The sequence below is a fragment of the Bacillus xiamenensis genome (assembly GCF_001857925.1).
Classification (GTDB): Bacteria; Bacillota; Bacilli; order Bacillales; family Bacillaceae; genus Bacillus; species Bacillus xiamenensis.
This window is the reverse complement of sequence record NZ_CP017786.1, coordinates 2,296,470-2,321,942: the sequence shown is the minus strand read 5'-3', so window position 1 is coordinate 2,321,942 and position 25,473 is coordinate 2,296,470. Positions and strand designations below refer to the sequence as shown.

The 25,473-nt window shown below is 37.9% G+C and carries 39 protein-coding genes, 1 other RNA gene and 1 pseudogene; 3 read left to right on the top strand and 38 right to left on the bottom strand.

Translation table 11 applies throughout. The features are described 5' to 3' along the window. Positions 1–18: 18 nt before the first annotated feature. The 25 genes and pseudogenes from BK049_RS11730 to BK049_RS11640 form a co-directional block, all read right to left on the bottom strand. Positions 19–1,206, bottom strand: a complete 1,188-nt coding sequence (locus tag BK049_RS11730; protein ID WP_071168573.1) for a phage major capsid protein — start codon at positions 1,204–1,206, stop codon at positions 19–21. A 40-nt stretch (positions 1,207–1,246) separates the two neighbouring features. Further along, positions 1,247–1,882: an HK97 family phage prohead protease gene (locus tag BK049_RS11725; protein ID WP_071168572.1), complete on the bottom strand. Its 636-nt coding sequence runs from the start codon at positions 1,880–1,882 to the stop codon at positions 1,247–1,249. After that, entirely contained in the window at positions 1,875–3,116 is a 1,242-nt protein-coding gene (locus tag BK049_RS11720) for a phage portal protein (protein ID WP_071168571.1), read from the bottom strand. The genes BK049_RS11725 and BK049_RS11720 overlap by 8 nt, the downstream gene beginning before the upstream one ends. A gap of 6 nt (positions 3,117–3,122) precedes the next feature. Beyond that, positions 3,123–3,305 (bottom strand): hypothetical protein, encoded by a 183-nt coding sequence (locus BK049_RS11715; protein WP_066030385.1) that lies wholly within the window; start codon positions 3,303–3,305, stop codon positions 3,123–3,125. 11 nt (positions 3,306–3,316) lie between these two features. Next, on the bottom strand, positions 3,317–5,023 hold the full coding sequence (locus tag BK049_RS11710; RefSeq protein WP_071168570.1) for a terminase large subunit: 1,707 nt from the start codon (positions 5,021–5,023) through the stop codon (positions 3,317–3,319). Next, positions 5,023–5,553 (bottom strand): phage terminase small subunit P27 family, encoded by a 531-nt coding sequence (locus BK049_RS11705; protein ID WP_071168569.1) that lies wholly within the window; start codon positions 5,551–5,553, stop codon positions 5,023–5,025. The genes BK049_RS11710 and BK049_RS11705 overlap by 1 nt, the downstream gene beginning before the upstream one ends. Before the next feature lie 86 nt (positions 5,554–5,639). After that, positions 5,640–5,963 carry a hypothetical protein gene (locus BK049_RS11700; RefSeq protein ID WP_071168568.1) on the bottom strand — a complete coding sequence of 108 codons (324 nt, stop codon included), beginning with the start codon at positions 5,961–5,963 and terminating at the stop codon, positions 5,640–5,642. Then, on the bottom strand, positions 5,953–6,312 hold the full coding sequence (locus BK049_RS18920) for an HNH endonuclease (protein WP_083381119.1): 360 nt from the start codon (positions 6,310–6,312) through the stop codon (positions 5,953–5,955). The genes BK049_RS11700 and BK049_RS18920 overlap by 11 nt, the downstream gene beginning before the upstream one ends. 41 nt (positions 6,313–6,353) lie before the next feature. Beyond that, the gene (locus tag BK049_RS11695; RefSeq protein ID WP_071168567.1) at positions 6,354–6,836 is read right to left on the bottom strand and encodes a hypothetical protein; all 483 of its coding nucleotides are present in this window, start codon (positions 6,834–6,836) and stop codon (positions 6,354–6,356) included. Positions 6,837–7,067: 231 nt separating this feature from the next. Beyond that, entirely contained in the window at positions 7,068–7,949 is an 882-nt protein-coding gene (locus BK049_RS11690) for a TIR domain-containing protein (protein ID WP_071168566.1), read from the bottom strand. Positions 7,950–8,182: 233 nt separating this feature from the next. Beyond that, the gene (locus BK049_RS11685; protein ID WP_060596944.1) at positions 8,183–8,725 is read right to left on the bottom strand and encodes a site-specific integrase; all 543 of its coding nucleotides are present in this window, start codon (positions 8,723–8,725) and stop codon (positions 8,183–8,185) included. Beyond that, positions 8,722–9,171: an ArpU family phage packaging/lysis transcriptional regulator gene (locus tag BK049_RS11680; RefSeq protein ID WP_071168565.1), complete on the bottom strand. Its 450-nt coding sequence runs from the start codon at positions 9,169–9,171 to the stop codon at positions 8,722–8,724. The genes BK049_RS11685 and BK049_RS11680 overlap by 4 nt, the downstream gene beginning before the upstream one ends. Positions 9,172–9,184: 13 nt before the next feature. Next, entirely contained in the window at positions 9,185–9,307 is a 123-nt protein-coding gene (locus tag BK049_RS19990) for a hypothetical protein (RefSeq protein ID WP_280513599.1), read from the bottom strand. A 91-nt stretch (positions 9,308–9,398) separates the two neighbouring features. Further along, positions 9,399–10,004 carry a hypothetical protein gene (locus BK049_RS11675; RefSeq protein ID WP_071168564.1) on the bottom strand — a complete coding sequence of 202 codons (606 nt, stop codon included), beginning with the start codon at positions 10,002–10,004 and terminating at the stop codon, positions 9,399–9,401. A gap of 54 nt (positions 10,005–10,058) precedes the next feature. Beyond that, positions 10,059–10,247, bottom strand: coding sequence for a hypothetical protein (locus BK049_RS19830; RefSeq protein ID WP_244887343.1), 189 nt, complete (start codon positions 10,245–10,247; stop codon positions 10,059–10,061). A gap of 9 nt (positions 10,248–10,256) precedes the next feature. Continuing rightward, positions 10,257–10,313 (bottom strand): annotated as a pseudogene (locus BK049_RS20125) (hypothetical protein); the annotation flags it as partial. 266 nt (positions 10,314–10,579) lie between these two features. Continuing rightward, positions 10,580–11,611: a patatin-like phospholipase family protein gene (locus BK049_RS11665; protein ID WP_071168563.1), complete on the bottom strand. Its 1,032-nt coding sequence runs from the start codon at positions 11,609–11,611 to the stop codon at positions 10,580–10,582. A gap of 157 nt (positions 11,612–11,768) precedes the next feature. Beyond that, the gene (locus tag BK049_RS11660; protein WP_071168562.1) at positions 11,769–12,017 is read right to left on the bottom strand and encodes a hypothetical protein; all 249 of its coding nucleotides are present in this window, start codon (positions 12,015–12,017) and stop codon (positions 11,769–11,771) included. Positions 12,018–12,050: 33 nt separating this feature from the next. Further along, positions 12,051–12,260, bottom strand: coding sequence for an XtrA/YqaO family protein (locus BK049_RS11655; protein WP_071168561.1), 210 nt, complete (start codon positions 12,258–12,260; stop codon positions 12,051–12,053). Between the two features lie 70 nt (positions 12,261–12,330). After that, on the bottom strand, positions 12,331–12,513 hold the full coding sequence (locus tag BK049_RS19530; protein ID WP_425304327.1) for a hypothetical protein: 183 nt from the start codon (positions 12,511–12,513) through the stop codon (positions 12,331–12,333). A 6-nt stretch (positions 12,514–12,519) separates the two neighbouring features. Continuing rightward, positions 12,520–12,660, bottom strand: coding sequence for a BH0509 family protein (locus BK049_RS19345; RefSeq protein WP_108611783.1), 141 nt, complete (start codon positions 12,658–12,660; stop codon positions 12,520–12,522). A gap of 108 nt (positions 12,661–12,768) precedes the next feature. Next, positions 12,769–13,299 carry a hypothetical protein gene (locus BK049_RS11650; protein ID WP_071168560.1) on the bottom strand — a complete coding sequence of 177 codons (531 nt, stop codon included), beginning with the start codon at positions 13,297–13,299 and terminating at the stop codon, positions 12,769–12,771. Next, a complete protein-coding gene (locus BK049_RS19525) occupies positions 13,296–13,451 on the bottom strand; it encodes a DUF6906 family protein (protein ID WP_167358861.1) in 156 nt (51 codons plus the stop codon). Before BK049_RS19525 ends, BK049_RS11650 begins: the two co-directional genes overlap by 4 nt. Positions 13,452–13,562: 111 nt before the next feature. Then, positions 13,563–14,267, bottom strand: coding sequence for an ATP-binding protein (locus BK049_RS11645; protein WP_244887341.1), 705 nt, complete (start codon positions 14,265–14,267; stop codon positions 13,563–13,565). Positions 14,268–14,367: 100 nt separating this feature from the next. Next, positions 14,368–15,231, bottom strand: a complete 864-nt coding sequence (locus BK049_RS11640) for a conserved phage C-terminal domain-containing protein (protein WP_071168558.1) — start codon at positions 15,229–15,231, stop codon at positions 14,368–14,370. Positions 15,232–15,305: 74 nt separating this feature from the next. Here BK049_RS11640 and BK049_RS11635 point away from each other — a divergent pair, with 74 nt between their 5' ends. Next, positions 15,306–15,497, top strand: a complete 192-nt coding sequence (locus tag BK049_RS11635; RefSeq protein ID WP_071168557.1) for a hypothetical protein — start codon at positions 15,306–15,308, stop codon at positions 15,495–15,497. 97 nt (positions 15,498–15,594) lie between these two features. On the opposite strand, the gene BK049_RS11630 is transcribed toward BK049_RS11635, so the two are convergent. From BK049_RS11630 to BK049_RS11620, 4 genes are all read right to left on the bottom strand, one after another. Next, a complete protein-coding gene (locus BK049_RS11630) occupies positions 15,595–15,840 on the bottom strand; it encodes a hypothetical protein (RefSeq protein ID WP_145939410.1) in 246 nt (81 codons plus the stop codon). 74 nt (positions 15,841–15,914) lie between these two features. Further along, positions 15,915–16,082, bottom strand: a complete 168-nt coding sequence (locus BK049_RS19520; RefSeq protein ID WP_167358860.1) for a hypothetical protein — start codon at positions 16,080–16,082, stop codon at positions 15,915–15,917. After that, a complete protein-coding gene (locus BK049_RS11625; RefSeq protein ID WP_066030369.1) occupies positions 16,079–16,282 on the bottom strand; it encodes a helix-turn-helix transcriptional regulator in 204 nt (67 codons plus the stop codon). The genes BK049_RS19520 and BK049_RS11625 overlap by 4 nt, the downstream gene beginning before the upstream one ends. A gap of 38 nt (positions 16,283–16,320) precedes the next feature. Then, positions 16,321–16,524 (bottom strand): helix-turn-helix domain-containing protein, encoded by a 204-nt coding sequence (locus BK049_RS11620; RefSeq protein ID WP_071168555.1) that lies wholly within the window; start codon positions 16,522–16,524, stop codon positions 16,321–16,323. 177 nt (positions 16,525–16,701) lie between these two features. On the opposite strand from BK049_RS11620, the gene BK049_RS11615 reads away from it, so the two are divergent. After that, positions 16,702–17,100, top strand: a complete 399-nt coding sequence (locus BK049_RS11615; RefSeq protein WP_071168554.1) for a helix-turn-helix domain-containing protein — start codon at positions 16,702–16,704, stop codon at positions 17,098–17,100. Between the two features lie 231 nt (positions 17,101–17,331). Here BK049_RS11615 and BK049_RS19985 read toward each other — a convergent pair whose 3' ends face one another. Beyond that, positions 17,332–17,454: a hypothetical protein gene (locus BK049_RS19985; RefSeq protein ID WP_280513598.1), complete on the bottom strand. Its 123-nt coding sequence runs from the start codon at positions 17,452–17,454 to the stop codon at positions 17,332–17,334. Between the two features lie 20 nt (positions 17,455–17,474). Further along, the gene (locus BK049_RS11610; RefSeq protein WP_071168553.1) at positions 17,475–18,575 is read right to left on the bottom strand and encodes an AimR family lysis-lysogeny pheromone receptor; all 1,101 of its coding nucleotides are present in this window, start codon (positions 18,573–18,575) and stop codon (positions 17,475–17,477) included. Between the two features lie 253 nt (positions 18,576–18,828). Here BK049_RS11610 and BK049_RS11605 point away from each other — a divergent pair, with 253 nt between their 5' ends. Beyond that, complete coding sequence (locus tag BK049_RS11605) at positions 18,829–19,896, top strand: tyrosine-type recombinase/integrase (protein WP_071168552.1); 1,068 nt, start codon at positions 18,829–18,831, stop codon at positions 19,894–19,896. Between the two features lie 73 nt (positions 19,897–19,969). Here the strand turns inward: BK049_RS11605 and ssrA are convergent. From ssrA to BK049_RS11570, 7 genes are all read right to left on the bottom strand, one after another. Next, positions 19,970–20,333, bottom strand: a transfer-messenger RNA (tmRNA) gene (gene ssrA / locus BK049_RS11600). A gap of 180 nt (positions 20,334–20,513) precedes the next feature. Beyond that, a complete protein-coding gene (gene smpB / locus BK049_RS11595; protein ID WP_008347658.1) occupies positions 20,514–20,984 on the bottom strand; it encodes an SsrA-binding protein SmpB in 471 nt (156 codons plus the stop codon). 139 nt (positions 20,985–21,123) lie between these two features. After that, positions 21,124–23,466, bottom strand: coding sequence for a ribonuclease R (gene rnr, locus BK049_RS11590; protein ID WP_071168551.1), 2,343 nt, complete (start codon positions 23,464–23,466; stop codon positions 21,124–21,126). 19 nt (positions 23,467–23,485) lie between these two features. Next, the gene (locus BK049_RS11585) at positions 23,486–24,232 is read right to left on the bottom strand and encodes an alpha/beta hydrolase (RefSeq protein WP_071168550.1); all 747 of its coding nucleotides are present in this window, start codon (positions 24,230–24,232) and stop codon (positions 23,486–23,488) included. 124 nt (positions 24,233–24,356) lie between these two features. Next, positions 24,357–24,590, bottom strand: a complete 234-nt coding sequence (secG, locus tag BK049_RS11580) for a preprotein translocase subunit SecG (protein WP_003212746.1) — start codon at positions 24,588–24,590, stop codon at positions 24,357–24,359. A 186-nt stretch (positions 24,591–24,776) separates the two neighbouring features. Beyond that, positions 24,777–25,067 carry an AbrB/MazE/SpoVT family DNA-binding domain-containing protein gene (locus tag BK049_RS11575; protein WP_008358314.1) on the bottom strand — a complete coding sequence of 97 codons (291 nt, stop codon included), beginning with the start codon at positions 25,065–25,067 and terminating at the stop codon, positions 24,777–24,779. A 37-nt stretch (positions 25,068–25,104) separates the two neighbouring features. After that, on the bottom strand, positions 25,105–25,338 hold the full coding sequence (locus BK049_RS11570; RefSeq protein WP_008347669.1) for a helix-turn-helix domain-containing protein: 234 nt from the start codon (positions 25,336–25,338) through the stop codon (positions 25,105–25,107). Positions 25,339–25,473: the final 135 nt, after the last annotated feature.

The following is a 25,473-nucleotide window of genomic DNA, read 5'->3' as shown; positions in this document are numbered from 1 at the left end:
ACTTATTCACCTCTTTTTTTACTCGCTTATTGACAACTGGCCGTATACTACCGCTTCTTTATCCCAAGCCACAACGTCTTCACGTTCAATAGCTCGTACTTTCGTTGTGTTTGTCTCAAATGATCCTGCAGCAAGATTGGTGTAGTCAATAGACTGTTGCTGACGATCAAATAAGATAACTGCCTCTTTTAAATCACCAACGATTACAGGTGCTTTCCCTGCTTTTGTTTTCAAAATTTTGTTTGAGATAACCACCACTCGACGACCAAACAGCATTTTGTTTGTCGGCTCGGACGGTATGTCTTTGAGTAGATATTTGCCGTCCGCGTCTTTCAATTGATCAAGATAGTTGAAGCCGTCTTGATTTGTCATGATGATCGCCCCAGCAGAAATGGCAGTATCAAGCGTAACGTTTAAAGTCTTTTTGATGTCATCCAAGCCCTTAAATTCGACCTTTTTCAAACCATCAAGGATAGCCAAGATAAGAGAGTTTCTTGTTGCGACTGATTTTTTAACGAACCATTTCGCGACATATGTCATGATCGCTTGATCTGTATCTTGCAGCAATGTATTTGAAAGTGGTAAAAGCCCAGCATAGTCAGTAATGCTATACGATAATTTTGTAAACTTAGGCTGGTCTGTTTCTGGAATGTTTCCCATTTCCTCGATGTCTTGGAACGGTGTCATGTCTCCGTTTTTTTCAAGCATACGACTACCTGAACGGGTTGCCACCGGCTCGACCGTGACATATTGCTCAAGCTGATGTAACTGCTCCCGCTTTAGTTCTTTAATGGTTCTTGAAATATCTTCGGGGATTAGGATTCCGCCATCTTCTTCATTTTTTCCTGACATCGCTCGGAATTCAGGGTTTTCTAAGAATTCACGTTCTTCATGTGTTAAGGATTTACCTCGAAGAGACTTCATGAACAACTTGGTGAATTTCTTTTGACGTTCTTCTTTATCTCCCTCTGCTCCTTTTCGTCCCTCCGGGTTACGTTCTAGCTCCGGCACAAAATTTTCACCACCAGGTAATTCCGGCACGTTCAGTGATCTTCCTTCTACCATCAATTCAATTTGATTCTTAAGCTCCTTCACTTCATCGAGAAGCTTGCGCGCTTCCTCTGTTTTTCCCTCTGCTAGTGCTTTATCAGCATCTTCTTTCTTTTGCGTAAACCGCTGACGCAGTTCAATTTCTTTTTTTGTCATTTTTATTTTTCCTCCTCATAGAACGGAACGCAAAAAAGCCTTATTCGGGAAGATCAAGGCTTAAAAGTTCCAATTCAATTTTTAAAATTTCATCTGTTGGTGCGCTTCGTTGATCTTTCATTTCTTCTACTTTCTCCATGCTTCGAGCACCTACCACAGCTTCGGTATCGCTATATGCAGGTGTCGTTACTAGAGAAATGTCATAAATGCGGTGAATTCTGTTTATTCTTCGTTCGTATATGTCCTCGTTTTCGTTAATTCTCCATTCGTCGGGTTCGTCCCCTTTGTTGTAATCCAACGAAAAAGCAAAAGAACATTGATTAATAACGCCGCTGCGTATATTCTCCATGAGATCGCGGGCATATGACGTGTCTGACGGTTTAAATCTGAATTTAAGACCTATGCCATCTATTTCGAGTTCAAGCTTCCCTGACTCCCCTGAAACGGTATTTCGCGCTAGGGGAAAATCCTCTCGATGGTTAAAAAGTGCAATGACGTTTGATAGATCGGTAGATTCTAAAGCGTTCCTGCTGATGATTTCCTTAAACCACCCAAGACGCTCGGACCATTTTTCAAACTTCAAAGCATAGCCTTCCACATATTCGGCTTGTCCTTCACCTTCGGAACGTATCTCAATTGGCGTCGTGAGTAGCCTCACTTCTTTTTCTTTACTCATTCTTGCTGTCACCTCCCTTCATGGCAGAACCAGCTTTAAGCCTCTGGTATTCTTCCATAAAGTCAAGGAACACATAGTTCAAGCTAGATAGGTATTTTTCGCCATGTTCAATAGGGTTTCTTTCAATCAAGTCGCGAATCTCATTTTTATTTAAAAGACCCGCTTCACTCATGGTCTTAAAATACTCTGCTTGAGTTTTACTGTCGCCGCGCAACTCACTGTCAACGTTGAATTTCACATAATGGCCCGCTTTTTGATCATTGTCGGTAAACAGTTTGATATTTAACTCCTGTTCAAAACTCACGATCCACGGTTGCAATGTGTTTTTTACATATTCCAAGGATTGATGCTCAATGTTTGAAAATGTGGCTTTATCAAGCTCATTGAGTTTATGCAACGGAACTTTATAAATCATTGCAATTTGTGCTTTATTGAATTTCATAGATTCTACAAACTGCGCTTCTTGCAACGGCATGGCAATAGATTGATATTCTAGTCCATTATCAATAATCGCTATGTTTTCACCCTGGTTGACCCGCAGCCATTCTTTACGGACGTTCTCTTTTGGTTTTTCATCCAAGAAAGAAGGTACTTTTAGAATGCCTCGCGGCGTGGCTTCGTTTTTATATAATTTTGCGTTATATTTTGTCGCAGCTGCTTGAGCGCCTATGTGCTCTCGTATTACACCAATAGGCGACTTACCGTGTATACCATCCGTTGATAGACCTTTAAAGTGCAGCACTTGGTAATCATTAAGTTCCATCGTCCTTCCGTTAACGGTGGTTTGGTACCATAGCCTCCCTGAGTCGGGATGGATGTATGCTTTTGTCGCATCCGGCCGCAACGGATAAAGATTTTCAGGAAAACCATGCGGACCAAACTCAATCATCGAATAGGCATTTCCCCATGTGAGTACATGCGTCATCATCAGCTTTTTCCACACATAAGCTGTCATGTACGGGTTTGGCCTTGCGTAGATCATATAGGCTGATGGATGATTAGGGTTTCTGTTGACTCCTTGACTCTCTTTTTTAAAAGTGTGTATCGGTAGCTTTGCAATGTCATCAGACAATACGTTGACACATGCGAAAATGTCAGGCTGCTCAAATGAATTACTTTCACTGACTCTTTCACCACTGGCCGTTTCTCTACCTCCAAACAGATTGATCAACTGGCTGAAACCGTCTAACGTTTTTGAGCTGGATCGTTTTTCAAAAAACTTGTCTATAAACATTTATTTTCACCTCTCTTTCTGCCGCGCGTGACTCGACAGCAAATAGGCATAAAACATAAAAAATACACCCGTCAGAAATAGACCAATGTTTGTATTTACCCGATACGCTGCCAGCAGAATAAAGATGCACCCTCCGATAAACAGCAAGTCGTTTAGTATTAATTTCAGAAGAACAATAAATTTTTTCACTCTCTCACATCCTAAAAACTGAAATTTCCTGAAAAATGTTTGTTTAAGTCAACGTTTGCACCCATATCGTGATACATGGCCCTAGCAAAAGCATTCATAACGGCTGCAGCTGGATCTATTCTTTGCGGTGATTTCGCTTTGTCTAACATGACATTTTCTTGAGCATCTTGTTTAATGATTGCGTTATTATATGCAAAAGTTAGAAGTGGATCGTTCCCATGAATGACCTTTCCCTCGTATACCTTTTGTCTGTAATCCTTTGTGGGTAAAGAAAGATGCTGAATCCTTTGCGGCAGCTCAACCATATTAAATCCCTTACTCTCAAGCCGTTGTGCAAGGTGCAGCGCATTCCATTTGTCGTAAGCAGCTTCAATGACCCTTAATTTGTTGACGTGGGCAAATTCAATGATCCATTTTTCAACAAATTGATAATCAACCGCTTCCCCTGGTGTGAATGTCATCCAACCTTGATCACGCCATAAAGCATAAGGCACTTTATCAGTAGCCATTTTCTCCTTGGCTCGTTCTTCGGGGATGAAGGAATGCTGGCCGACATAATAAAAACCATCAAGAACGCCAACCCACCCGACAGAAGTCAAATCCGTTGTCATAGATAGATCTAAACCAAGATAGATCGCCATTTCTTTTAGATCCGGTATTTCACCATGACAGGCCCGCCATTTAGACATTTTCATGTAGCCATTGTCTTTTTGGTCGACCCACCCATTCATGTTTTTTGTAAGGAAACTTCTCATCTTTTCAGGCACATCTAATGCAACTTTTAACGCTGCCCTTAGTGACTCCATTCCCTCTGGGTAAGTTGCGACTATCGGATTTGCCTTGATCCAGTTCGATTCATCTTTTATATCGTCTTGTGGATCAAGCTCACAGATCATAACAAAATAATCATCGTTTTCAATTTCAATGTCGGGATCAAGAATCTTGGAAACATACTGATACTCTTTAAAGCACGGCCCGTTTAAGTTGAAACCTGCAGTAGTAATGATAATCATCAAAGGGCTACGACGAGCGACCATACCGCTATCAATAACATCATATATTTCACTTGTTTCATGAGACATATATTCGTCGACTATTCCAAGAGAAGGGTTTTTACCGTCTCCTACCTTGCGGGCTTCACGGGATAAAGGTTTGATAATTGAATTTGTTGCGTATTTTGTGACCTGCCCGTTGGCGTCTGTGTATTTCCCCTCTAAAATAGGTGCGTGCTGTAGTTGCTCAAGTATTGCTTGATAGACTTCATCCGACTGCTCCCTTGACCATCCAGCAATAAACACACGATGTTTTTCCTTAGTAGGAAAGATCTCATACGAAGCCATGATAGCCAGCAATTGTGATTTTGCGTTTTTTCTCGCTAACTGGATGTAAGCCTTTCTAAAACGCCTGGCACCATTGACCTTTTTGTAAAATCCATAGATATTAGCAGCCATGAATAGCTGAAAGTCTGTCAGTTCAATCGGCTGACCTGCCAATATGCCTTCCACATGGTTGAACTGCTTGGCCCATTCATAAAAATCAAGAACTGCTTCTGCATCAAAATAATACGGGCAGTCTTCTTCTGCTAACCGCTCTACGTCTTCTATAAATCTTTGGACAGCCCACTTGTGTTTCTTGCCTGCTTTTATTTCCCCCGATTCGATCTTTTCGCAATATGACCATACGCGCTCAATTAAAAGCTCCGCTGTCATCTCTTTCATTACATGCGCCCTCCAAAGCGTTCTTCCTCTTTTGACTTCGGCTTGTCATCCTTTTTAGGGATCACAAGTTTACAGCGAGAGGAAATGGTTAATCCTAGATCACTTGATGCTTGTCTGCATTGTTTAAACAGTTTGTCTTGATTTATAAGAAGATCTGAATAATCATCATTTGGAACTAACTTTTCATCTTCTGAAATCACGTTACCTTCTTTATCTAGGTTTCTGACTATTACCTTTTTCATAGGTCCACGCTCAAGCAACTGTTCAGTTACTTGTAAATATAATTTTTTAGCAAATAAAAAACGGGCAAGCGCATCTACATCTAAATTTGTCATAATTCCGATGTTTTTGAGCTCGTCCGCTATCTTTTTGAATTCTCTTTTTAAGTCTTTTGGTAAATAAGAAGGAGCTTTCACTTTGTCATCCGGTGCCTTTATTTCTTGCTCTCTTCTTTCTGCAATCTCTTTCTTGGTAAGGTTTTTCTTCCCTTTCACTAGCAACAAGTCAACTGGTTGTCTCGGCCTTGCCATCCCCTCACCTCCTTCCGAATTTTCATTTAGGGAATTTCTCGCGATGTTGAGGGAGACGCGGTCTACGGCAAATCCTTCCTAGGGATTTAACCCTGGGGGGAGCCTTCAACTTCAATGCGAAGCTGACTCATGTCTCTTTCTAAATCTGCTTGTATTGAATCTATTTTCTTTTGGTGTTTATCAAGTAGGCTTTTGTTCCTTGTCATTCGAATAGCATTATACAGCTTGCTGATTTTGTTTTGCTGCTTTCTGATTTCAGCGTTTGTGTAGTAAGATGTATACTCAGCTTTACACCCTGGACATACAAGCAAATGACGTTTAATACCACGTCCAATCTTCTTAATCCTAGAACAATATTTAACTATGAAGATTGTTCCGCATTGATCGCATACACACTTTTTATAATCCATTTCCAAACCCTCCATCTTCTTTAGCGGTCTTCCTACTGTGACAGGACGCACACAGCGGCTGCCAGTTAGAAGAATCCCAAAATAGTTTTTTATCTCCCTTATGCGGTTTTATATGGTCCACTACTGTAGCGGCAATCCGTTTGCCTTGTAACATGCAAGACTGACACAAAGGATGCTTTGCTAAATATCCTTCACGCGCTTTACGCCATCGGCTATTATACCCTCGGCGTGACGATGATTCACGGTGCAGATCGTATGAAGGCTTGGATGTCTTATGCTGCTGGCAATATCCTTTGCGTGTTAGTTGAGGACATCCAGGTTCATTGCACGGTTTTAATGACTTTCTCATTTGATTTCACCTCGGAATAAAAAAAGCACCTCAAAGAGGTGCTAGTGTGGAATGCCGTATTTAATTAAATCCAATTCAGCCTGATCTATTTTCTCTTGATACTGTTTCATTATCTTGTTTTGAAAGTCCAATTGGTCTATTAAACTTCCATATAAAATGTCAAAAGAATTGGCTCTCAAAAAAGATTTCAACTCAATGTTTTCTTTAACTATTTCGTTGGTATATACATTATATTCATCGATATACCTGTCTTGACGAATGACATACTTCGTATTTTCTTTTTTATCAAAACCTATAACCGGACCAACATGCGAAGATAAATTAAATGTTTTATTAAAAAACGAAACATTTTTATTTGCCATATATTGAAATACCGGTGTTAATTTTTCCAAGACTTCTTTAGTTGCTTGCTCTTGAATAGCTAATAAATCATCATATCGTTGTTTCCAACCGTCTATTTCTTCTTCTTTTCCATTTAAATTACTTATTGTATTATCAATTTTCTCCTGAATTGTTTTATCCATATTTATCCCCTCCTATCTTTTTATCGGTAAAGAATGAGAATATATAACTAAATGCAGATTTTGTCGAACAAAAAGCGACCTCCACTGGAAGCCGCTCTCAATTTATCACCTAATACCATCATAACCGCTCTCAGACAAAATGCTTTGCCAAGATCGTGCCAAAAGTGTGCCATTTTAAAAATACAAGAAAAAGAGTAAATTCCATTGTGTTCTAATATATAAGGATTAAGATTAAAAAAATCCTATTGCATCGTAGCCATTTTTAATAAATGCATGTTTAAGACCCTCTATTGTAGATTTTCTTTGATCATTAGTCCGTAGATAATATCCCCTCTGATCTTCAGTTTTACTTGCAGAATACGTCTTGATGTCGAATGAATCCATAACTTCTTGTATATCTCTTTCAAATACATTTTGACTTTTATTACTTTTATTATAAACATATAAGCTTCCTGATTCTTCTGCAAAAAGTGAAAAATTATCTACAGCTGGATCATGGGTTGGATAACTCTTAACGTTTACCGCTCTTATGACTAATTGTTCTATTTCCGCTAATTTTGTATACAAGCTATACTCATCTTCTGTAAATTTAACTTTTAGATTATTAGCAATGATGTTTTCTTTCTTGGCCCTATAAATTGGGTTATCCGGCTCAGATTCAGCAAGAGCACTTTTTACATGATTTTCAAAATTACCTCTTACATCTAATACACCGTGCATATCATCTGTATAGAATATTGTACGTTCATCATTTAAATCGAAAGGAAGCTTTGTCCCTCTTTCACACAAATTAACTATTGGTTTTCCAGTAGCATGTCTAACAGCAATTTCATACATTACATTAGGATTTAATCCTGTTAAATTCGCTATTACGATATCGTCTTCAAGAAGTCTTGAAATGATCTGTTTATTTATTGAACCAGATTCACTTATCTCGTGCGCAGCACTAGCATCGTAACCCAATTCGTTTAAAACAGGTTTTATTACTGCACGATAAATTCCCTCTGCCGATCTTCTTATAGGACTGTTATCCTCCCCGATAGGCATAATAACGAAAGCTTTCTTCTTTTGTTGCCCCTCTGTTTGTTGCTTATTCTCTTTTTTCGCTGACAATTTAGTACCCCCTCTAAGAATCTTATAAAATTATAAACAATAATTCTATAATTATCCACACAATCCACCAATTCACCATATCTATTATTGTGTCTAACTCAGGGAATCGCTGAATCCTTTGTCCCTCTTGCTTTTCAGCCATTTCCCTAAAATGAGTTGGACATTTTCTCATTATGGTTAGTTGATGAAAAAGAGCGCAAAAAAAGACCCATCTGCCATTTGAACAGATGAGCCTATAAGCCAAAGTCGTCCATTGTTCTATCCATTGTGTCTTGTGTGATACCGATATATCTCAATGTAATATCTGGACTTGAGTGATTGAAGATTTCTTGCAGCAAGGCCACATCCTTGAACTTCTTATAATGCCAGTATCCAAATGTTTTCCTTAATGTATGTGTACCTATGCTATCAAGCCCGACATACTCCGCTGCCTCTCTCAAAATGTTGTATGCACTACTACGGCTGATTGGTTTGTTGAGTCCTTCTCTACTTTTAAATAGATACTCTTGATCATCTTTGTCTTTAATATATTGATCTATCGCTTTTCGAAGCGTCTTGTTTATTTTGATTCTTTTCTCTTTACCTGTTTTTTGTTCTCTAAGGGATACGTACTGTTTTCTCACGTTCTTCACCCTTAATTCCAGCAGATCGGATATGCGCAAGCCCAGATTGATTCCCGCCACAAACAGCAGCAGGTTTCGTTTGTTTCTCTCACCTAAATACTTCTTTATATAATGGATCTGATCAAGGTCCCTTATCGGCTGAACAAAATTCATGATTTATCCCCCTGCTTGTACACTTCTTCTCTCAAAGCAAAGGCCAGTCTATAATATGCTTTATTTTTGAATCGGTAATAGTTCCGCTGGCTGAGGCCCATATCTGCGTAAATCTCATAATCAAACATTTCTTCGTCTTGCATGTAAAGCATGACCAAGATGCGGCGCTCTCTTTGTGTAAGACGATTAATGCCCCTTTCAATTCGCTTCATGTATTTTTCCCGCTCAAGCTCCCAATCCATTTTTTTAAGGGCTGCATCCTCGGTCGATGAATGAAACTGATTTGAGAAACTAGGCGGCGTAATGGTGTATGTTGTAGTGATTTTTGGGAGAAAGTCTTCTGGCGTTTGAAGCCTTAACATCTTATACTTATCTAGCATTCTTTCCATCTTTTCTCTAGTTTTTTCCTCGTCGATTTGCGGAATGTCTAAACTTGTTTGATTCATGATAATTCCCCCTTTATTTTCTGCGCATTGACCCGCCTTTGGCTCTTCTTAGTCTTTGCATGTTTTGCCCCATCAGCTCTCTTAAATCTCTGTCAGTGAGCTTCTGCGGCTGTTTTTTTGGCTTTTCCTTCTTCATGTTCACCCTCCGTTCTGAAAAATAAAAAACGGACACCAACCAGCACCCGTAAAAGGTGTTGATCAGTGTCCGCAGGCTCTCCGTCTTGGACTTATTTTTTTCTCAAAAGAAATTTTATCACTAGCGTTATCATGAGAGAAATAAAGGCAGAAATTGTTAAGAAAATCAATAAATTATTAGGAGTATCATCCTTAATAAAATTAAGGTTTTGATTTAGAATATCTAAACCAACCGTTGTAAAAAGAAAAGCGATAGCTGAACCAATTACAAAACTAAAAAGTGAATGAATACTTTTTTCAGTATCAACACTAGCTTCATTATTTGAATTATTCAAAAGGTTCGAGTTCACACTAGACTCTTTTAACTCTAATAATTCTTCGGATATTTTTGTTTTTTGGGAACTAGGTAAAAAACTTGTTTCAAATATCTCTCTAATAAGACGATTAATTACATTCTCTTCATTGTTAATATCTTTACTCTTTATTTTGTATGATTTTGAATACGCCATACACAGTGCTTTTATAAGGGAAGCACTTGGAATTTCTCCTTCTGAAATATAATTCTTCAGCGTCTTGTTTAACTCTGAATTTGCAATTTCAACTCTATTTTTATATTCTTTTCTATCTATCAATCTCATAATAAAACTATTAATTACTGTAAAAATTAAACCAAAAATAAAAGTAGTCAACCAGTACATCCAAAACAATCCTTTTTGATTTAATTATATACCATTCACAAAATAAATGCTTTTTTATTTCACCTCGAAAGCTGGTGTATAGATATGGACTTTGACACCTGTCCAATTGCTGTTTTTGTAGATCGTCATTTTGATACGGTGCGTGCCAGCTGTATGGTTGACCGTGTAAAACTCTTTTGCTGGCGTGACGCTTTTAAACGACCCAACAAGACTAAACCGTTGATCTTTCCATTTGCCGCTCACCTTCTTTTGAAGCGTGAAGCGGTAGTATACTGTTTCATTGCCTGTTTTGCGTACTGTGACATCAATGCTTTTGGCTTTCGGTGTGTATGAATTGGCATCCGTTGATACGCTGACTGTATGCCCTGCAATTGTTTTATATCCGCTCGTTTCTACGCAGCAGACGGCTCATAAAACACCACTGCCACAATAATATATAGTGTGATTAAAAGCTATTTCATACAGAAATCTTCTTATTGGAATATGGACTGGAAAATATGAACGTTGTTTTTAGTAATTGAAAAGGGAATCCCCTTTCAACCCATCAATATTGTCATATTGATGGGTTAAAATGTTCATATTTTATTTCTTAAAAATGTGCTTTCATTATTATATTTACTCAGGTAGTCCTCACAGCTCTTTTTTCCTGATTCAATTAACTCTTTTTGCTCGGTACTACATATAGAAAAGTTAATGGAAGAAACATTTTTAGTGTCTACAAAAACTGTTCTGTCAAAATCATCTCCTGTTAATTGTTGATTAGCTTGCTGTTCGATAATCGTTGCCATTAAACTCCATATAAAATCAAAGAATGTATTTATACTATGTTCTTTTGGTAGTGCTAATCCTGAAAATATTTCTATGTCTTTTTTTGAGTCCAGTCTAAACCCTATAGTTTCTTTGTTATAAACGTATTTACCAAAGATAAAACTTTCTGTATGATTATCTAAAGATAAATTAAACTTCTTGTATAAATCAATTTCCTTAGAATGTTCTTTCCCTACATATTGCTCTCTATCAAAGAGCCTTACTGGATAATTCGCAAGGAGTCCTCCGTCTACATAAAAACATCCATTCATTTTTACTGCAGCAAAAAATATCGGTATTGACATAGATATTCTTACGGCATCTTTTATTTTCATATTAGCAAATTTAGGGTCTTCTGCAGAAAATGTCTCAGTCCTATAAGTTGACAGATTAGTTCCTTGAATGTAAATATTTTTAAATTCAGGGTTGTCCTCTATCTCTTTAAAAGTTACGTTTTTGTCTAACCCTTTTTGTTCAATACGATTTTCAATCCACTCCATAAATTTTTTCCCTTTAAACCAACCATGATCATTTGTTATAAGCCTAAATACATCTCTAACAACTCCGAAATCAGAGTCCATAAATTGTTTTAAATCCATTTCCCTTAGACTTTGATTTAATTCGGATGAACTATACCCTAGACTTACTAACATCGCAACAACCGCTCCAGCAGATGTCCCTCCAACCCGTTGAATATTATTTAAAATTTGATGCTGTTCTAAAACCTCTAAGACACCCACATAAGCAATTCCTTTAACTCCTCCTCCCTCAAAAACAAGATTTTTAAATGGATAACTCATACAATTCCCTCCTGTGATAAATTCACAGGTACTTTTCTCACTTTAGAGATAAATTATTCGGTATTTACATATGTTTATCATTTTTAAAAAGAGCGTTTAATTTATTTAAAATCTCTGTTTTACCTAACTCATCAAATTTCTATAATTATCATGTGTTTCATTGCATCAACCCAGCAACAGTAAAAACCCCCATGAAACAAAGCAGCGTGAAGATAACAGGGCCGTTCGATTCCCTTTTCGCCATGACTACATTTCCTTCGATGATCAGATCAGGACAGTAATCAGCTAGCACTGGAACAAAAAACTTCGGCACACCAATATATGCAGCTGCATCATCTATTGTCATCGCTTTGTTTTTGCAGGCTTTGACGGCCTGAGAAAGCTCGATATGTTTAGGTAAATTCATGGTTTTTCCTCCCCCGCAGGGGATAAACCCCTGCTATCGTTTAGTTTTGTAACTGAAATCAAATCTAACTCGGTCAAAATTTCCTTTAATCGTTTCAATGATTGTGTGACCGTGTTCGGGAGCCTCTATGTAATGCGCTGTGTTGTTGATCCCGTCCAGCACGATCACTTGCACCTTTCCTTGTTCAACTAATGTTGTGAAAAGCTCGTTTTTTGTTAATGAGATAGTCTGCGGTCTATTCACAATCTTCACTCCAATGTGATATAATTAAGGTTCCTAAGCTTAATTACTCACATTGAACTGATGTGAATTCTTACCGCTGAGACTTGACGGATTGATCTGTGCGCTGCCAACGCCAGTCTTTACGTTTGAGTCTCTTTTTATATGGTTTGGGTGGATGTTGCTGTCTATATGCTGCTAGTTCATCCTCTGACATAACCCACGCTTTCACTGGACCTGCTTTGTATGGATTCACTACAGTTTCCAATATGCTCACCTCCTTTTATTCGTCACGCTGCGGAACGTTGAGATTAAAGATTCTTTCGAGTTCTTCATCAGTCAGTTTCTCGCAATGCTCCCGCCCATAAGCCCCATTTTTAAGACTCAACCACTCAATCAAAAATTCTCTTTCTGATGTTGTCATCACTTGATTCCTCCCCTCTTCTTGAGGTGGCGCATGGCTGCTGTCTTTAGCTGTTTCGGGCAATCTTCATATCTCGCAATGACTTCCAGCTGGCGTGCTGTCGCTTTCTCAAATGGCAACAGGATGCTCTTTTTCTTCATGCTGCTTGTCTTCCTTTCCAAAAACTCCACCTTTACGTGTTTCGATCTTTCCCAAATCTGCTTGATCAATTATGAGCAACAGAATTTCATCGACATTGCGGGCCAAACGATTTGCGATGTGTCTAATCGGTTCATGGTCCTGCCACATTTGTCTAAATAAAATGATGTCTTTTTCATCCCATATGAAATCGTGGTGCGGACAAACGTAGTAAACCGGTTGTTGTTCAAACAACTTTCGCAAATCCCTTTTTTTGTAGCTCATTGTGCATTTTTTGATATACATAGGCTCGTTTGCTCCGACACCGTTCGGACGCTCCTTGATCTTTCCACGCTTGCTGAAATCAATCATCAGTATTAACACTTCTTCTTCTGGCCTGCGAAACAGCTCGGCCATTTCACTCAAAGACCTGCCTTCGTACCAGTAGTCCAAAAACCTCTTGAGACCAACAATGGTCCATTCGAAATTGAAATCTTCTAAAATGATTCTAGTAGCACTCACTTTGCAATTTCCTTTCTGCGACCAACCTCTTTATGCACAACCTGTACAGATGACGTCAGATTCTTTTCTACGAGCCAATAAAGTGGGGTCAACCCATTTACTACTAAAATCTCCCTTTCGGCTCTCGTGGGCTTTCTACCGCCTTTTTTCATAATCGTTCCTCCTTTAGGTTTTTGTGATCTTTTAAATTGGCATCCAATTGGGTTATTAAGCTATTAATCTCGGATACTGTGGGGTTGTTGATGATGCTCATGTTCTTCCTCCTAGAACGGCAATTCCTCGTCACGCTTATCAAACGTATTTTTAAACAAAATGTATTTAGACCTTTTCGTGATACGTGATACAAGTTTGGTGTCGTACATTTGTTTCAACTTGTCCCCAGTTAAATTGGTCGTGTAAATCGTTGCTTTGTGCTGTCTAGCTGAGGTGACAGCGTAAAGTATTTTGTGTATAAAGTTGCTGGCCTCACTGTTTGAGTGTTCAGATCCTGTTTCCGCTCCTAAATCATCGATCACAAGATAATCTGCATCCCCCATGATTCCTGTTACATACGCCTGTGTGAACTTGCTTTCTTTGTTGTGGAAAGAATCTTGAATAACTAAAGCAGCATCAGCAAGATTTACAAACAAACATGATTTGCCCTTATCATCAGGGTTTTCAGGATCAGGCAGGACATTGAGTGCTTTTAGAGCCGCATAAGCAAGATGACTTTTCCCTACTCCCGGATGGCCCTGCAGAAAGATATTGAATACTTCACCTTGATTTAAGTGATTAGTAAGCTCCAACATCAGGCGTTTATTTGCAGTCTCCTCATGTTCGGTCACTTTGAAATTATCAAACGTTGCTTGTGCAATGGTTCGGTCTCGGAAGATGCTTCGCTTTTCAAGCATGTTGAAATTCTTTGTCCGCTGACTAAACTCAATCTGGCTTTCTAAGTCTCTTTGGAGCTTCTTTTCATCTGCTTCCAACTCACACCTAGGACAGATCACTTTACCTTTGAGAACCATCATGCGAACAGGCTTTACAACATTCTCACTACCACTCGTGTATGTGTGCTTATGACAGTATTCAGAATGGAAGGTCATTCTTGCGTTTAAGACTTCCGCTGCCACTGACTTTATGCTCTGCACGCTTAATCACCTCATCACTGTGATTTAAGTAACCCTCGAATTTGGTTCCAAATAGTGTTTCAGGTCGAAGGTATTTACTCATGTCTGGGTTATTACGCCACTCATAGCATTTGGACAAGATCACTTTTTTAAAGTCATCAAATCTAAATCCCTCGTTCCATCGTGATCTTATGTCTTTTTGTGTCTTTGGTGTGGTTGCTCTGAATTTCTTTCCTGACATTTGATTCAAAAGATCAACAATCAGCTTGAAAGGTATTTCAGTTTTTTGAGTTTTTGGATCATCCGCAGTCGGTTTGCCCGACAATATATCTTTATTTTCTTTTTCTTTTTCTTTTTCTTTTTCTTTTTGTCCACTTGTCGTAGACGTGTCGTGTAACGTATCGTTAGCGTGTCGTTCAAACAATTCCCTAACGCTCGTATTCTCAATTTTTGGATAAAGTGCACTCACGAGAGATTTGTCTTTAACCTCATTTAATTCTTTAGTGACACAGTCTAATATTGGCTTTCCACCTTTGTTCAAGTTGTATTTAGGCCAATTCTTTATTGCAATTTCCCTAGTGTTATTGTTGTAAAGTATCAGTTTGTGATGATTTTCGAAGCGATCCATCAAGCTATTGACCGACTCAATAGAGTACCCTATATCAAAAGCTATTTGCTTCTTAGTTATCGTATAAATTCCAATTTGAGTCGTATTAGGATTAGTGATGAGATACAGAAAAAAATACCTATCCTCAGGTGTCATTTCTTCCGTCACTTTTGGATCTTGCCAGAAAGTTGTTTGAACATGTCTGAACTTAGCCATAAAGAAACCTCCTTTCATTTCTCATAATTAGATAAAAATGGTATAATCTCCCTCGTAGGAAGGGAGGTGTAACCATGAAAAGCAGAGAAGAACAAGCACATGATTTTGCACTCGCAGTTGTAAAATCAACTACCATTGAACGTAAAGCAGCAGATCAAATTGCCGAGTTTAAGCTAGAGTTATATAAATCAGCCTTCAAACTATTTATCAACTCTAAAGATACTGAATTAAATGATCATATAAAATCTGGAAATTTCACTTTGTAACCAACTGAATAGGAGTGAAAGGAATGACTTAAAAACACGATTTACATCTCTTTCCCTCCTGTTATGAAGTTCATCATCTGTCACAGCTGAGAGGAGATTATGATTGATTTTGTTCATCAATAAATTTTTTTAAGTCTTTAAGAAATTGATTATACTTTTCAACACCTAAATTCTGACTGATGAATAAGAACTCCACATTCAACGTACTTGGTGGAATAGATGTAACATCAAGTTCGCCAATCGTTCGTTGTTTAATTTCGTAACCAGAAATACCGACATATTTAAAAAGTTTAGAATCAGCCTCTGTTGCAGCAGGGGTTGTTTTCATTTGTTTTTCGTCCATGTTAAAACCTCCATATGATTTTCTTAAATAACTTTTCCGAAAGAGCTTGTCCTTTTTAAAAAATGAAAAAAGTTTCAATACTCTTTATTTCCTTCCTTCTTTACAGGCGTGTAATACGGTGCCACAGCCTCGGTAAAAAGTTTTTCTCTGTCTTCTGTTCCAAAGAAAACTTCTCCGAGAAACAAATTGCTTTTTCTCTTTTTCTTACCGCCAGCTTTAGGTTCACTTGTTTTTTTATTCATGATCTAACCTCCGCCTTATTAAATAATTCCTCCACTTTTTGACCAAAGAAACTTGCAATAGTTAAAGCTTCATCAAGCAGAAAATCTCTTTTCCCAGTTTCTTTCAGGTGATAAGTTTGTGGGTGTGTTCCAATCAATTCAGCTATTTCTCTTTGAGACATCCTTTTTTCCTTACGGGCAACAAATAGATTTAAATGCATTTATTCATCCTCCTTTTTTATTCCTGTCAGGTATAATATTAACCAAAAAAAAGGTTGGCTTTTATACCAATATGCTCTGAAATCCTTTCAAGACTCTTAAAGGTAGGAGAGACCTTTCCATTTTCAAGTCTAGATATATATGAAGCGGTGAACCCTAAAGTCTTTGCGAACTCTTCTTGTGAAAGTCCGCTCTCAATTCGTTTCTTTTTAAGCATTCCCGATAACTCATTTAAATTAATCATAAAACATCCCCTAACATACCTGACAGGAATATAAAATGAATATACCACACAGGAATATTCTTGACAAGTCTATTTTTCCACAAATATTCCCGCGCGGAAAGTCTGTATGGTATAATAAACAACAAATAATACATAAAATATATAAGGTAAAACTGTTCCCATAGAGGTGGTTAAAAGATGGAGAATCGGATGATTGGATTTGCAGTTAAACGCCTACGGCTTAAAAAAAATAAAACTGTTGAGGAAGCAGCGAAAGAAATTGGTATCTCACAAAGTTATCTTTCTAGGATCGAAAATAACTCTCAGGCGCCTTCTCTTAAAGTGATAAATCAAATAGCAGACTATTTTAATGTTCACAGTTCTTATTTATTATTTGATGAAGACAGCTTAAACAGCTTTGATGAGAGCGAAAAAGAATTATTGTCAAAAGAAAATATTAATATCGATGATTTAAAAAAACTAAACATTGTTCATGATAATGGTTCAAAAATTACAGAAGAAGAATTGCAATATGTCATAGATCGCTTAAAGGAATTGAGAAGCCTTAAAGAAAGCTATCTGAAAGATAAAGAATAACTTATTTTTTTTTGCCTTGCGCCGCTTTTTCTTTTAAAATTTCTCTTTCTATTTTCTTTAATAATTGCTCATAACTAGACAAAATAAGGAACTCCTCTCAAGATAATGTTCTACGGTTTCCTAATTTCCTATCTCCTCAATTTAGGGTAAGTAGGAAATCCCCTTAAAAAGTACGAAAGACGTTACCTAGCTTATAGGTAGCGTCTTTTTGATATGTACTATATAAAAGTTTTATACACCTGGTCTAACATCTTTAGTTTCATAAACATTTTCTGCTTGTGAATGAGGTAATAAAGCAACTGTAGAGATAAATAATCCTAGTAAGGAACATGTAATTACTAGCTTTTTTCCCAAGATTAAACACCTCCTTATTTCTAAAGTGTATATGCAAAATCTAATTTCATCAATTCTTTTTTTGGAAATGTTGCTCGAAATTTCTCGTAATCTTTCTCAAAGTAATGTATAGATAGAAGCAACTTCTTTTCAGATTTTTCTTTCATACCGTCTAAAAACATTGCATATTTTCTTAAGTTAGGATCATTATAAAAACGTACCAAACCTTCATTTGTTATCAATGATTGGGTAAATTCGTTCACATTGTAAGCAGATTCTATTTCTTTGCCCCAATAATATTGCAGAATTGCGATTTCCATTTTATTCTCTACTAAATCTGAATCTCTGTCGTTATATTTCTCCATTAGAGTTAGCATTTTTTTATAATAGTGTAAAGACTCATCATATGATTCCAAGAAATAAGATAGACCTAATGTGTGATAAGCTGTCATATTATGATTTTCACTATAATCTCTAGCAAGAATTTTTTTGGCTACTATTCGAGCCTTTTTGATGTTTTTATTTTGTTTCAAATAGATATTTGCAAGCACTTCATCAATCCTTGCTTGGAAAGAAATTTGAAGAAATGGATCATTTAGTTGCTCTATTAATTTTTTGATAAGTTCAATTCTATAAAGTGTGATCTCAAAATTTCGATTGAGAAAATAAGTATACATATGAATAAATTCTAAGACTATTTGAGATTCAATGTGTTCTGTTTTAATTTGTTTTAGTCTCTCAATAGATTCTAGTTTTTCATAGGTGAAACGTGAATCCAAAACAAATCTATAAACATTTGATAGCTCAAGAAAATAAGGACCCCTATCTCCATTTAAGGAAATCAATTCTTCAACAAAATTATATTCTTGCTTTGAATAAAAATATTCAAGAGCAGCAGCGTAATTAGATTTCTTAATCCCTTGTGATACATATAACTTTAATAAAGTAGCTTCATTACTTTTATCGATCGTCTGAATAATTTTACGAGCCATCCAAAAGGCAATTTCTTTTCCATTTATAAATTTGCTAAAATAGCTATCACTTATCCCAATCTGCTTTGCTATCACTTTTTGGTTAGTGCCACTTGATCTCAATATTTGCTGTAGATAAGCTCTCATATTTTTTACTGTTAATATATTCATGACATCACCTTTTCGAATACAAATTTACCAACCATTTAATTAGAAGTGTGTCGATTTCTGACGAAACTTATTTAGAATTTTTTGATTTTTTAGTTGCCACTTTGTTTATTTAATTCTTTATTATACCATATTTTACACGTTTTTCTTGATGACATAGTAGTATTTTCTATAAACAAAACTTTTTAAAAAACAAAAATGGTGTTATCTTTATAAATAATCTAAGATAAAATGGAAATTTGTTAGAGGTGAAATGATGCCTGTATACAAGGATAAGAAAACCAATACATATTACTTTGCAAAAAGGATCACTTTAAGTGACGGAACAAAAAAACAAGTGAAACGCAGAGGGTTTAAAAAGAAGAAAGATGCCCAAGAGGCCGAAGCAGAGTTGCTACTCGGCTACAATGATGAAAAAGTAGCTGCGATTACTTTTCAAGAAGCTGCTCAATCTTATTTTGACTGGTATCAAGCTCGACGAAAAAAGTCATCAATTCAGGTGATTAAAAACATCATCTTCAACCACCTAATACATGAATTTGGACAAATGGAAATAAAGAAAATTTCTCCAAGACATGTAATGCTTTATCAAAATAAAATCATTAATAAATATGCTCCTGATTTTCTCAAAAAAATTCATTCTACCTTATCAGCCGTATTCAACTTTTCAGCGAAGTATCATGGTACTGAGAATAACCCGGCGAAAGTAGTTGGTAATTTTGAAGTAACTGTTAATAAAAGGTTGAATTATTGGGAGTTTGAAGAGTTTAAAACATTTATAAGTGTGGTGGATGACCCATTGTACAAAGCATTCTTTTCCACGCTTTATTTTAGTGGAGCGAGAAAAGGAGAGTTACTCGCCTTAACATGGGCTGATGTCAATTTCGAGGAAAATTATATAGACATTAATAAGACGGAGTACAATAGAGAAATTACCCCTCCAAAAACATCCGCATCGATAAGAATTATTTTGATGCCAAATCAAGTGATGGATCTATTAAAGGGCATAAAAAAAGACGCTGAAAAAATAGCGCCAGTTAAAAATGATTATAGAGTTTTTGGAACGTTTTACGATAGTATAGCTACCAGCACTATCGACAGACGTTATGCAAAATATTTAAAAGAATCGAATGTCAGAAAAATTGTTATTCACGAATTCAGACATTCTCATGCCTCATATTTAATAAATAAGAATTGTAATCCTTTGGTGCTAGCCAATCGTTTAGGGCACTCAGATGTTGCAGAAACTTTAAACACTTATAGCCATCTGTACCCTTCAAAACAAAAGGAAGTTGTGGCTTTCATGGAAGAAGAAATTTTCTAAAATGATGCCAAAATGATGCCAGTCCCACATCAAGGGCTTTTAAACCCTTGATACGACTGCATTCTAAAAGTTTTGATGGAGACGGTGGGAGTCGAACCCACGTCCAGAGACATCGATTACTTAAGCGTCTACGAGCGTAGTCAACATATTTACGTGTTCACTCATCCTCATGCCTGCTGACGGGCGCTTGGAGAGCTAGTCTGATGGATCTCTTCTTACGTCCTCAGACGAAAACGTAAGCGTAGCCTACTTCATTGGGCTCCTCACAGACACATAGGCGATGTCAGGAAGAGCTCGCTGCGCTTATTAGGCAGCTAGTGCTAAGTTTTGGTTAAAACTTTTAGTTTTGCCAGTTACATTTAAGTGCGTGTTAACGAGATCGCCTCTCGGCTCGCAGCCTAAGCTCGAACCATCCCTGTCGAATCCGTAACGTCCCCTTGTAAAAGGGATATACGGGATGGAAACGTTCTTTAGCTTAACTGCTTCCGTATATAACTATTATAACAACTTCATCGCTCGAAACAACTGGTGGTTTCTGTAAAAAATGACGATGATTGATGACTGCATATCATATTGTAGCATAGTGCTTCGGGCCTCAGCAAGCAATCCGCTCTGGACTAGAATTGCTTTTGCCGATCACGGAAGGCACGCTCGATTTCACGTTTTGCATCTTTTTTCTTCAAATCTTCACGCTTATCGTATTTCTTTTTCCCTTTACCGACTCCGATTAGCACTTTGGCAAAGCCATTTTTCAAATATAGTTTAATGGGAACAAGTGAATAGCCCTCTTCCTTAGTGGCACCAATCAATTTGCTGATTTGCTTGCGATGAAGCAGCAGCTTTCTTGTTCTCAGCGGATCATGGTTATAACGGTTCCCCTGCTCGTATGGGCTTACGTGCATGTTGTGAAGAAACACTTCTCCTCGTTCGATTTTGGCAAAGGAATCTTTTAAATTCACTTTTCCTGCTCGAATTGATTTGATTTCCGTCCCTTGTAGCACAAGGCCGGCTTCGTAGGTTTCTTCTATAAAATAGTCATGATTTGCTTTTTTGTTTTGGGAAACAACTTTTCCCTCTCCCTTTGGCATTGGCGAACACCCTCCTTTTGACACAAACACGGTCCAAATCGTACGGATTATTTTATCAAACAATCCAGCTTTCGACAATGCTGACGTCACGTGGTCAAAAAGCAAATAGAGCATGATGCCCTATTTGCTTTTTGTCACGTTACTTTTTCTTTTTGCGCTTTTGTTTCGGTGCGTTATCAAATACGCGTTTTTTCTTTTTCTTCTTTTTACGGCTCGTAAACCACTCTCCACCGCTTTTTTCATCTTTGGCTTTTTCTCCAGAAGGTTTTTGACCTCCGCGCCCTCTTTTGGCTGGTGGATCTGTCCGCTTTTTGAACTTGAAGTCTTTTGGCGATTTACGGCGAGTGCCTTTCATTCCGACGATTTCAAAATCAATCGAATGCTCATCTTTATTGACATCAACTACTTTGACAGTGATTTCATCACCGATACGGTAGACATTTCCTGTACGTTCACCGATCATGGCAAAGTGCTGTTCATCAAAGCGATAATAATCGTCTGTCATGTAGCTCACATGGACAAGACCTTCTATCGTATTCGGCAGTTCAACGAATAGTCCGAAATTCGTAACCGAACTAATCATACCATCAAACTCTTCACCGATTTTATCAAGCATAAACTCTGCCTTTTTCAGGTCATCTGTTTCGCGCTCAGCATCAACAGAGCGGCGCTCCATTGTAGATGCATGATCTGCGATTTCTGGCAGCAGTTGTCCCCATTTTTCAAGGGTCGCTTCGTCTGTCTTTTTCTCTATTAAATAGGTTCTGATCAGCCTATGCACGATTAAATCCGGGTAACGGCGGATCGGCGATGTGAAGTGTGTATAGAATTCCGTTGATAATCCAAAATGGCCAATGCTTTCTGGATCATACTTCGCCTGTTTCATAGAGCGAAGCATCACAGTTTGAATGACGACTTCTTCCGGCTGATCACGGACGGCATCAAGTACACTTTGAAGAGCACGCGGGTGAATATTGGTTGACGTACCTTTGACAATGTAACCAAATGTCGTCACGAACTCTAAAAAGCGCTGAAGCTTCTCGGGATTTGGTTCTTCGTGAATTCGGTAAATGAACGGCACATTCATCCAGTGGAAATGCTCGGCAACTGTTTCGTTTGCAACCAGCATGAATTCTTCAATTAATTTCTCGGCGACAGAACGCTCACGAATGACCACATCTTTCGCTACTCCTTCATCATCTACAAGCACTTTTGCTTCCTTGAAATCAAAGTCTACAGCTCCACGCTCCATCCGCTTGTCGCGAAGAATTTCTGCAAGCTTCTCCATCTCTTGGAACATCGGTACAAGCGGCTCATATTTGTCTAGAAGCTCTTCGTCTTGGTCCACTAAAATCTTATTCACATCGGAATACGTCATTCTCTCTGTCGTTTTGATCACACTTTGGAAAATCTCGTGTTTGACAACCTTCCCGTTTTGATCAATAACCATTTCACAAGACAGTGTAAGACGATCGACTTTCGGATTTAATGAACAAATACCGTTTGACAGACGATGAGGAATCATTGGGATAACGCGGTCTACAAGATACACACTCGTCCCGCGCTCATAGGCTTCCCGATCAATTGGGGAATTCTCCGTCACATAATGAGAGACATCCGCAATATGCACCCCTAGCTTGTATTTACCATCATCCAGCTTTTGCACAGTAACAGCATCATCTAAGTCCTTTGCATCTGCACCGTCAATTGTTACAATCGTCTCGTTGCGCAGATCACGTCTGCCTTCCAGATCTTTTTCATCAATTGTTTCAGGTGTGTCTGCCGCCTGCTTCAGTGCTTCTTCAGGGAACTCACCTGGCAGACCGTGTTTATGAATGATCGACAAAATATCAATGCCAGGGTCATTTTTATGACCTAAGATTTCAGTCACTTCACCCTCTGCGCTCATTCTGCCTTCTGGATAACTTGTCAGTGTCACAACAACCTTATGACCTTCAACCGCTCCGTTTTTAGCGGATTTCGGAATAAAGATATCGTTTGTGATTTTTTTATCATCGGGAATGACAAAACCAAAGCTTTTCGTTTCAGTATACGTACCGACAACTGTCTGAGTATTACGCTCTAGAATACGGATGACAGTTCCTTCTTTTTTGGTGCCGTTTGATTTATGGCTGACACGCACCATGACGGTATCACCATTCATCGCTGTGCCCAGCTCATTAGGCGGAATGAAAATATCATCCTGTCCAAACTCTTCAGGTGTCACAAATGCAAATCCTTTTGCATGAGCAGACAGCTTCCCTTTTACCAAGTTCATTTTTTCTGGTACACCATAGCGGTCGCTGCGGGTACGGACGATAAGTCCCTGATCCTCTAATATCACAAGTGCTTTGACGAGCTCTTTATAATCATCCGGATTGGTAATTTCCATCATGACTTCTAATTCTTGTACCGTTAACGGTTTGTACGCCTCTTCCTGCATAAACGTAAGTAGTTCATCCATAAATTCTTCTTTTTGCACACTCTAACCCCCTATATATTTAAATTGACCAATCGAGTGATTCTAAGAATGCATATACATCCTGATGAACCTTCTCTCGCTCTTTATCAAGCGTAATGACATGGCCTGATTCTTCATACCATTTCAAATGTTTTTCATCTGTCTCTACTTCGTTATAAATAATATTTGCACTGTCTGTATTAATCATATGATCATGACGTGCCTGAACAACAAAAGTAGGTGAATAAATCATGTCAACATTGTTTCTCACTTCTGCAATCAGTTCTTGAAGAGCCTTGAGCGTATTCATTGGTGTTTTCTTGAACTCTTCCATCTCTTGTTCAATCTGATCCTCTGACTTACCCTCGAATTTTTTATAGTTACGGGCATAATCTAGTACACCCTGGTACATGACTTCTTCACTTTTTATGTACATAGGTGCACACATAGGTACAATTCCCTTTACAGGTACAGTGTAACCTAATTTCAATGAAAAAACTCCTCCGAGGGATAGTCCGCATACAGCAATCTCCTCATAGCCCTCATCTTTTAAAAATTGATAACCTTCTTCTACATCTTTCCACCAATCTACCGGGCCTGTATGGACAAGTTCCTCTGGCGGTACGCCGTGTCCTTTGTATTGAGGTGCATGGCATGTATACCCTCTTTCATTCAAATAGCGCCCAAGCATCCGAACATCTGCTGTATTCCCAGTAAAACCGTGAAGAAGAAGCACCGCCTTTTCTCCACCTTTGAACGTAAATGGTTTTGGTGTAACAACTTTCATGATGTGACTTCCTTTCTTTTTGATATAGTTTATATTTTCCACCTGTATGTACGAAACAAACACAAAAGAGTGCTAATAATAAAAAAAGGTCTGAAAAAAGATCAGACCTTCTGTTACTCGCGCCTTACACGCCTAAATATGCCAATGCAAGTGTTAAGATGAAGAAAAGCACTGACAAAATGACAGTTAATCGGTGAAGAATCAAGTCAAGACCTCTCGCTTTTTGCTTACCGAAAAGCTGCTCGGCTCCACCTGAAATAGCGCCTGACAGTCCAGCACTTTTACTTGATTGCAATAATACAACGATGATAAGTGCGATACTGACAATTACGAGTAATGTGATAACAAATGCGTGCATGAAAACACCTCCAGACAAACTGGTACACATAACTTTATTTTACATGAAAACAAGGTACATGTCACGAAACATCAAAATAAAGATTTCCTATATATTGTCGACTTTATTTGTCATTTTGATTCAATTTCGCTCCAATGTGCTGCATGCCGCATTTTTTATATGCAATTTTTGAGTTAAAAAACGTTTTTAGCGAGTTGCATCTTCTTGCAAGAGCTGTTTTAATTCTACTAACAACTGTTCAGCTCCTTCAGGACTCAGAACCACTTTGCCATTTCCATAGCTTTTGTTGTGTTTCGTTATTTTTCCAGTTAAAAGGCAGCTTTTGTCTGCATCATATTTTTTCAGCATAATGGTTTGATCTTCGATGAAAATTTCTAACAGCTGCTCTTCTTTGATATTAAGTACCTTTCGCATTTCTGAAGGCAGAACAATTCTACCAAGAGAATCAATGTGTCTAACCATCCCAGTTCTTTTCAATGAGGTTGCCTCCTTTATGATGATACGATGATTACATTCATTGACTTTTGTCAACATCTTCATAGTAAAATAGATCTTCAAATTTCTTATCAAAGTAATGAATCATTTTGCCAATGACAAGCTGTCCTGGCTTCCTGTGACCATTTAATACCCTGCTGAGTGTGGCAGGAGAGATGCCAATTTCATCTGCGAGCTGATTTAAAGACATATCGTTTTCGATCATATACTGCATCACAAAAGCCCGCCTGATCTGAATCTTTTCGACCATCATTACAACCTCCTGTAGGATCAATATGTACAACATGTAGAACTCTCACATCAATCAGCTTCATTTACTTATGTCAACACTTTTATGCCCTTGCTATTTCCTTTGGTCAATGATCATACTAAAATAAGTCATATACTG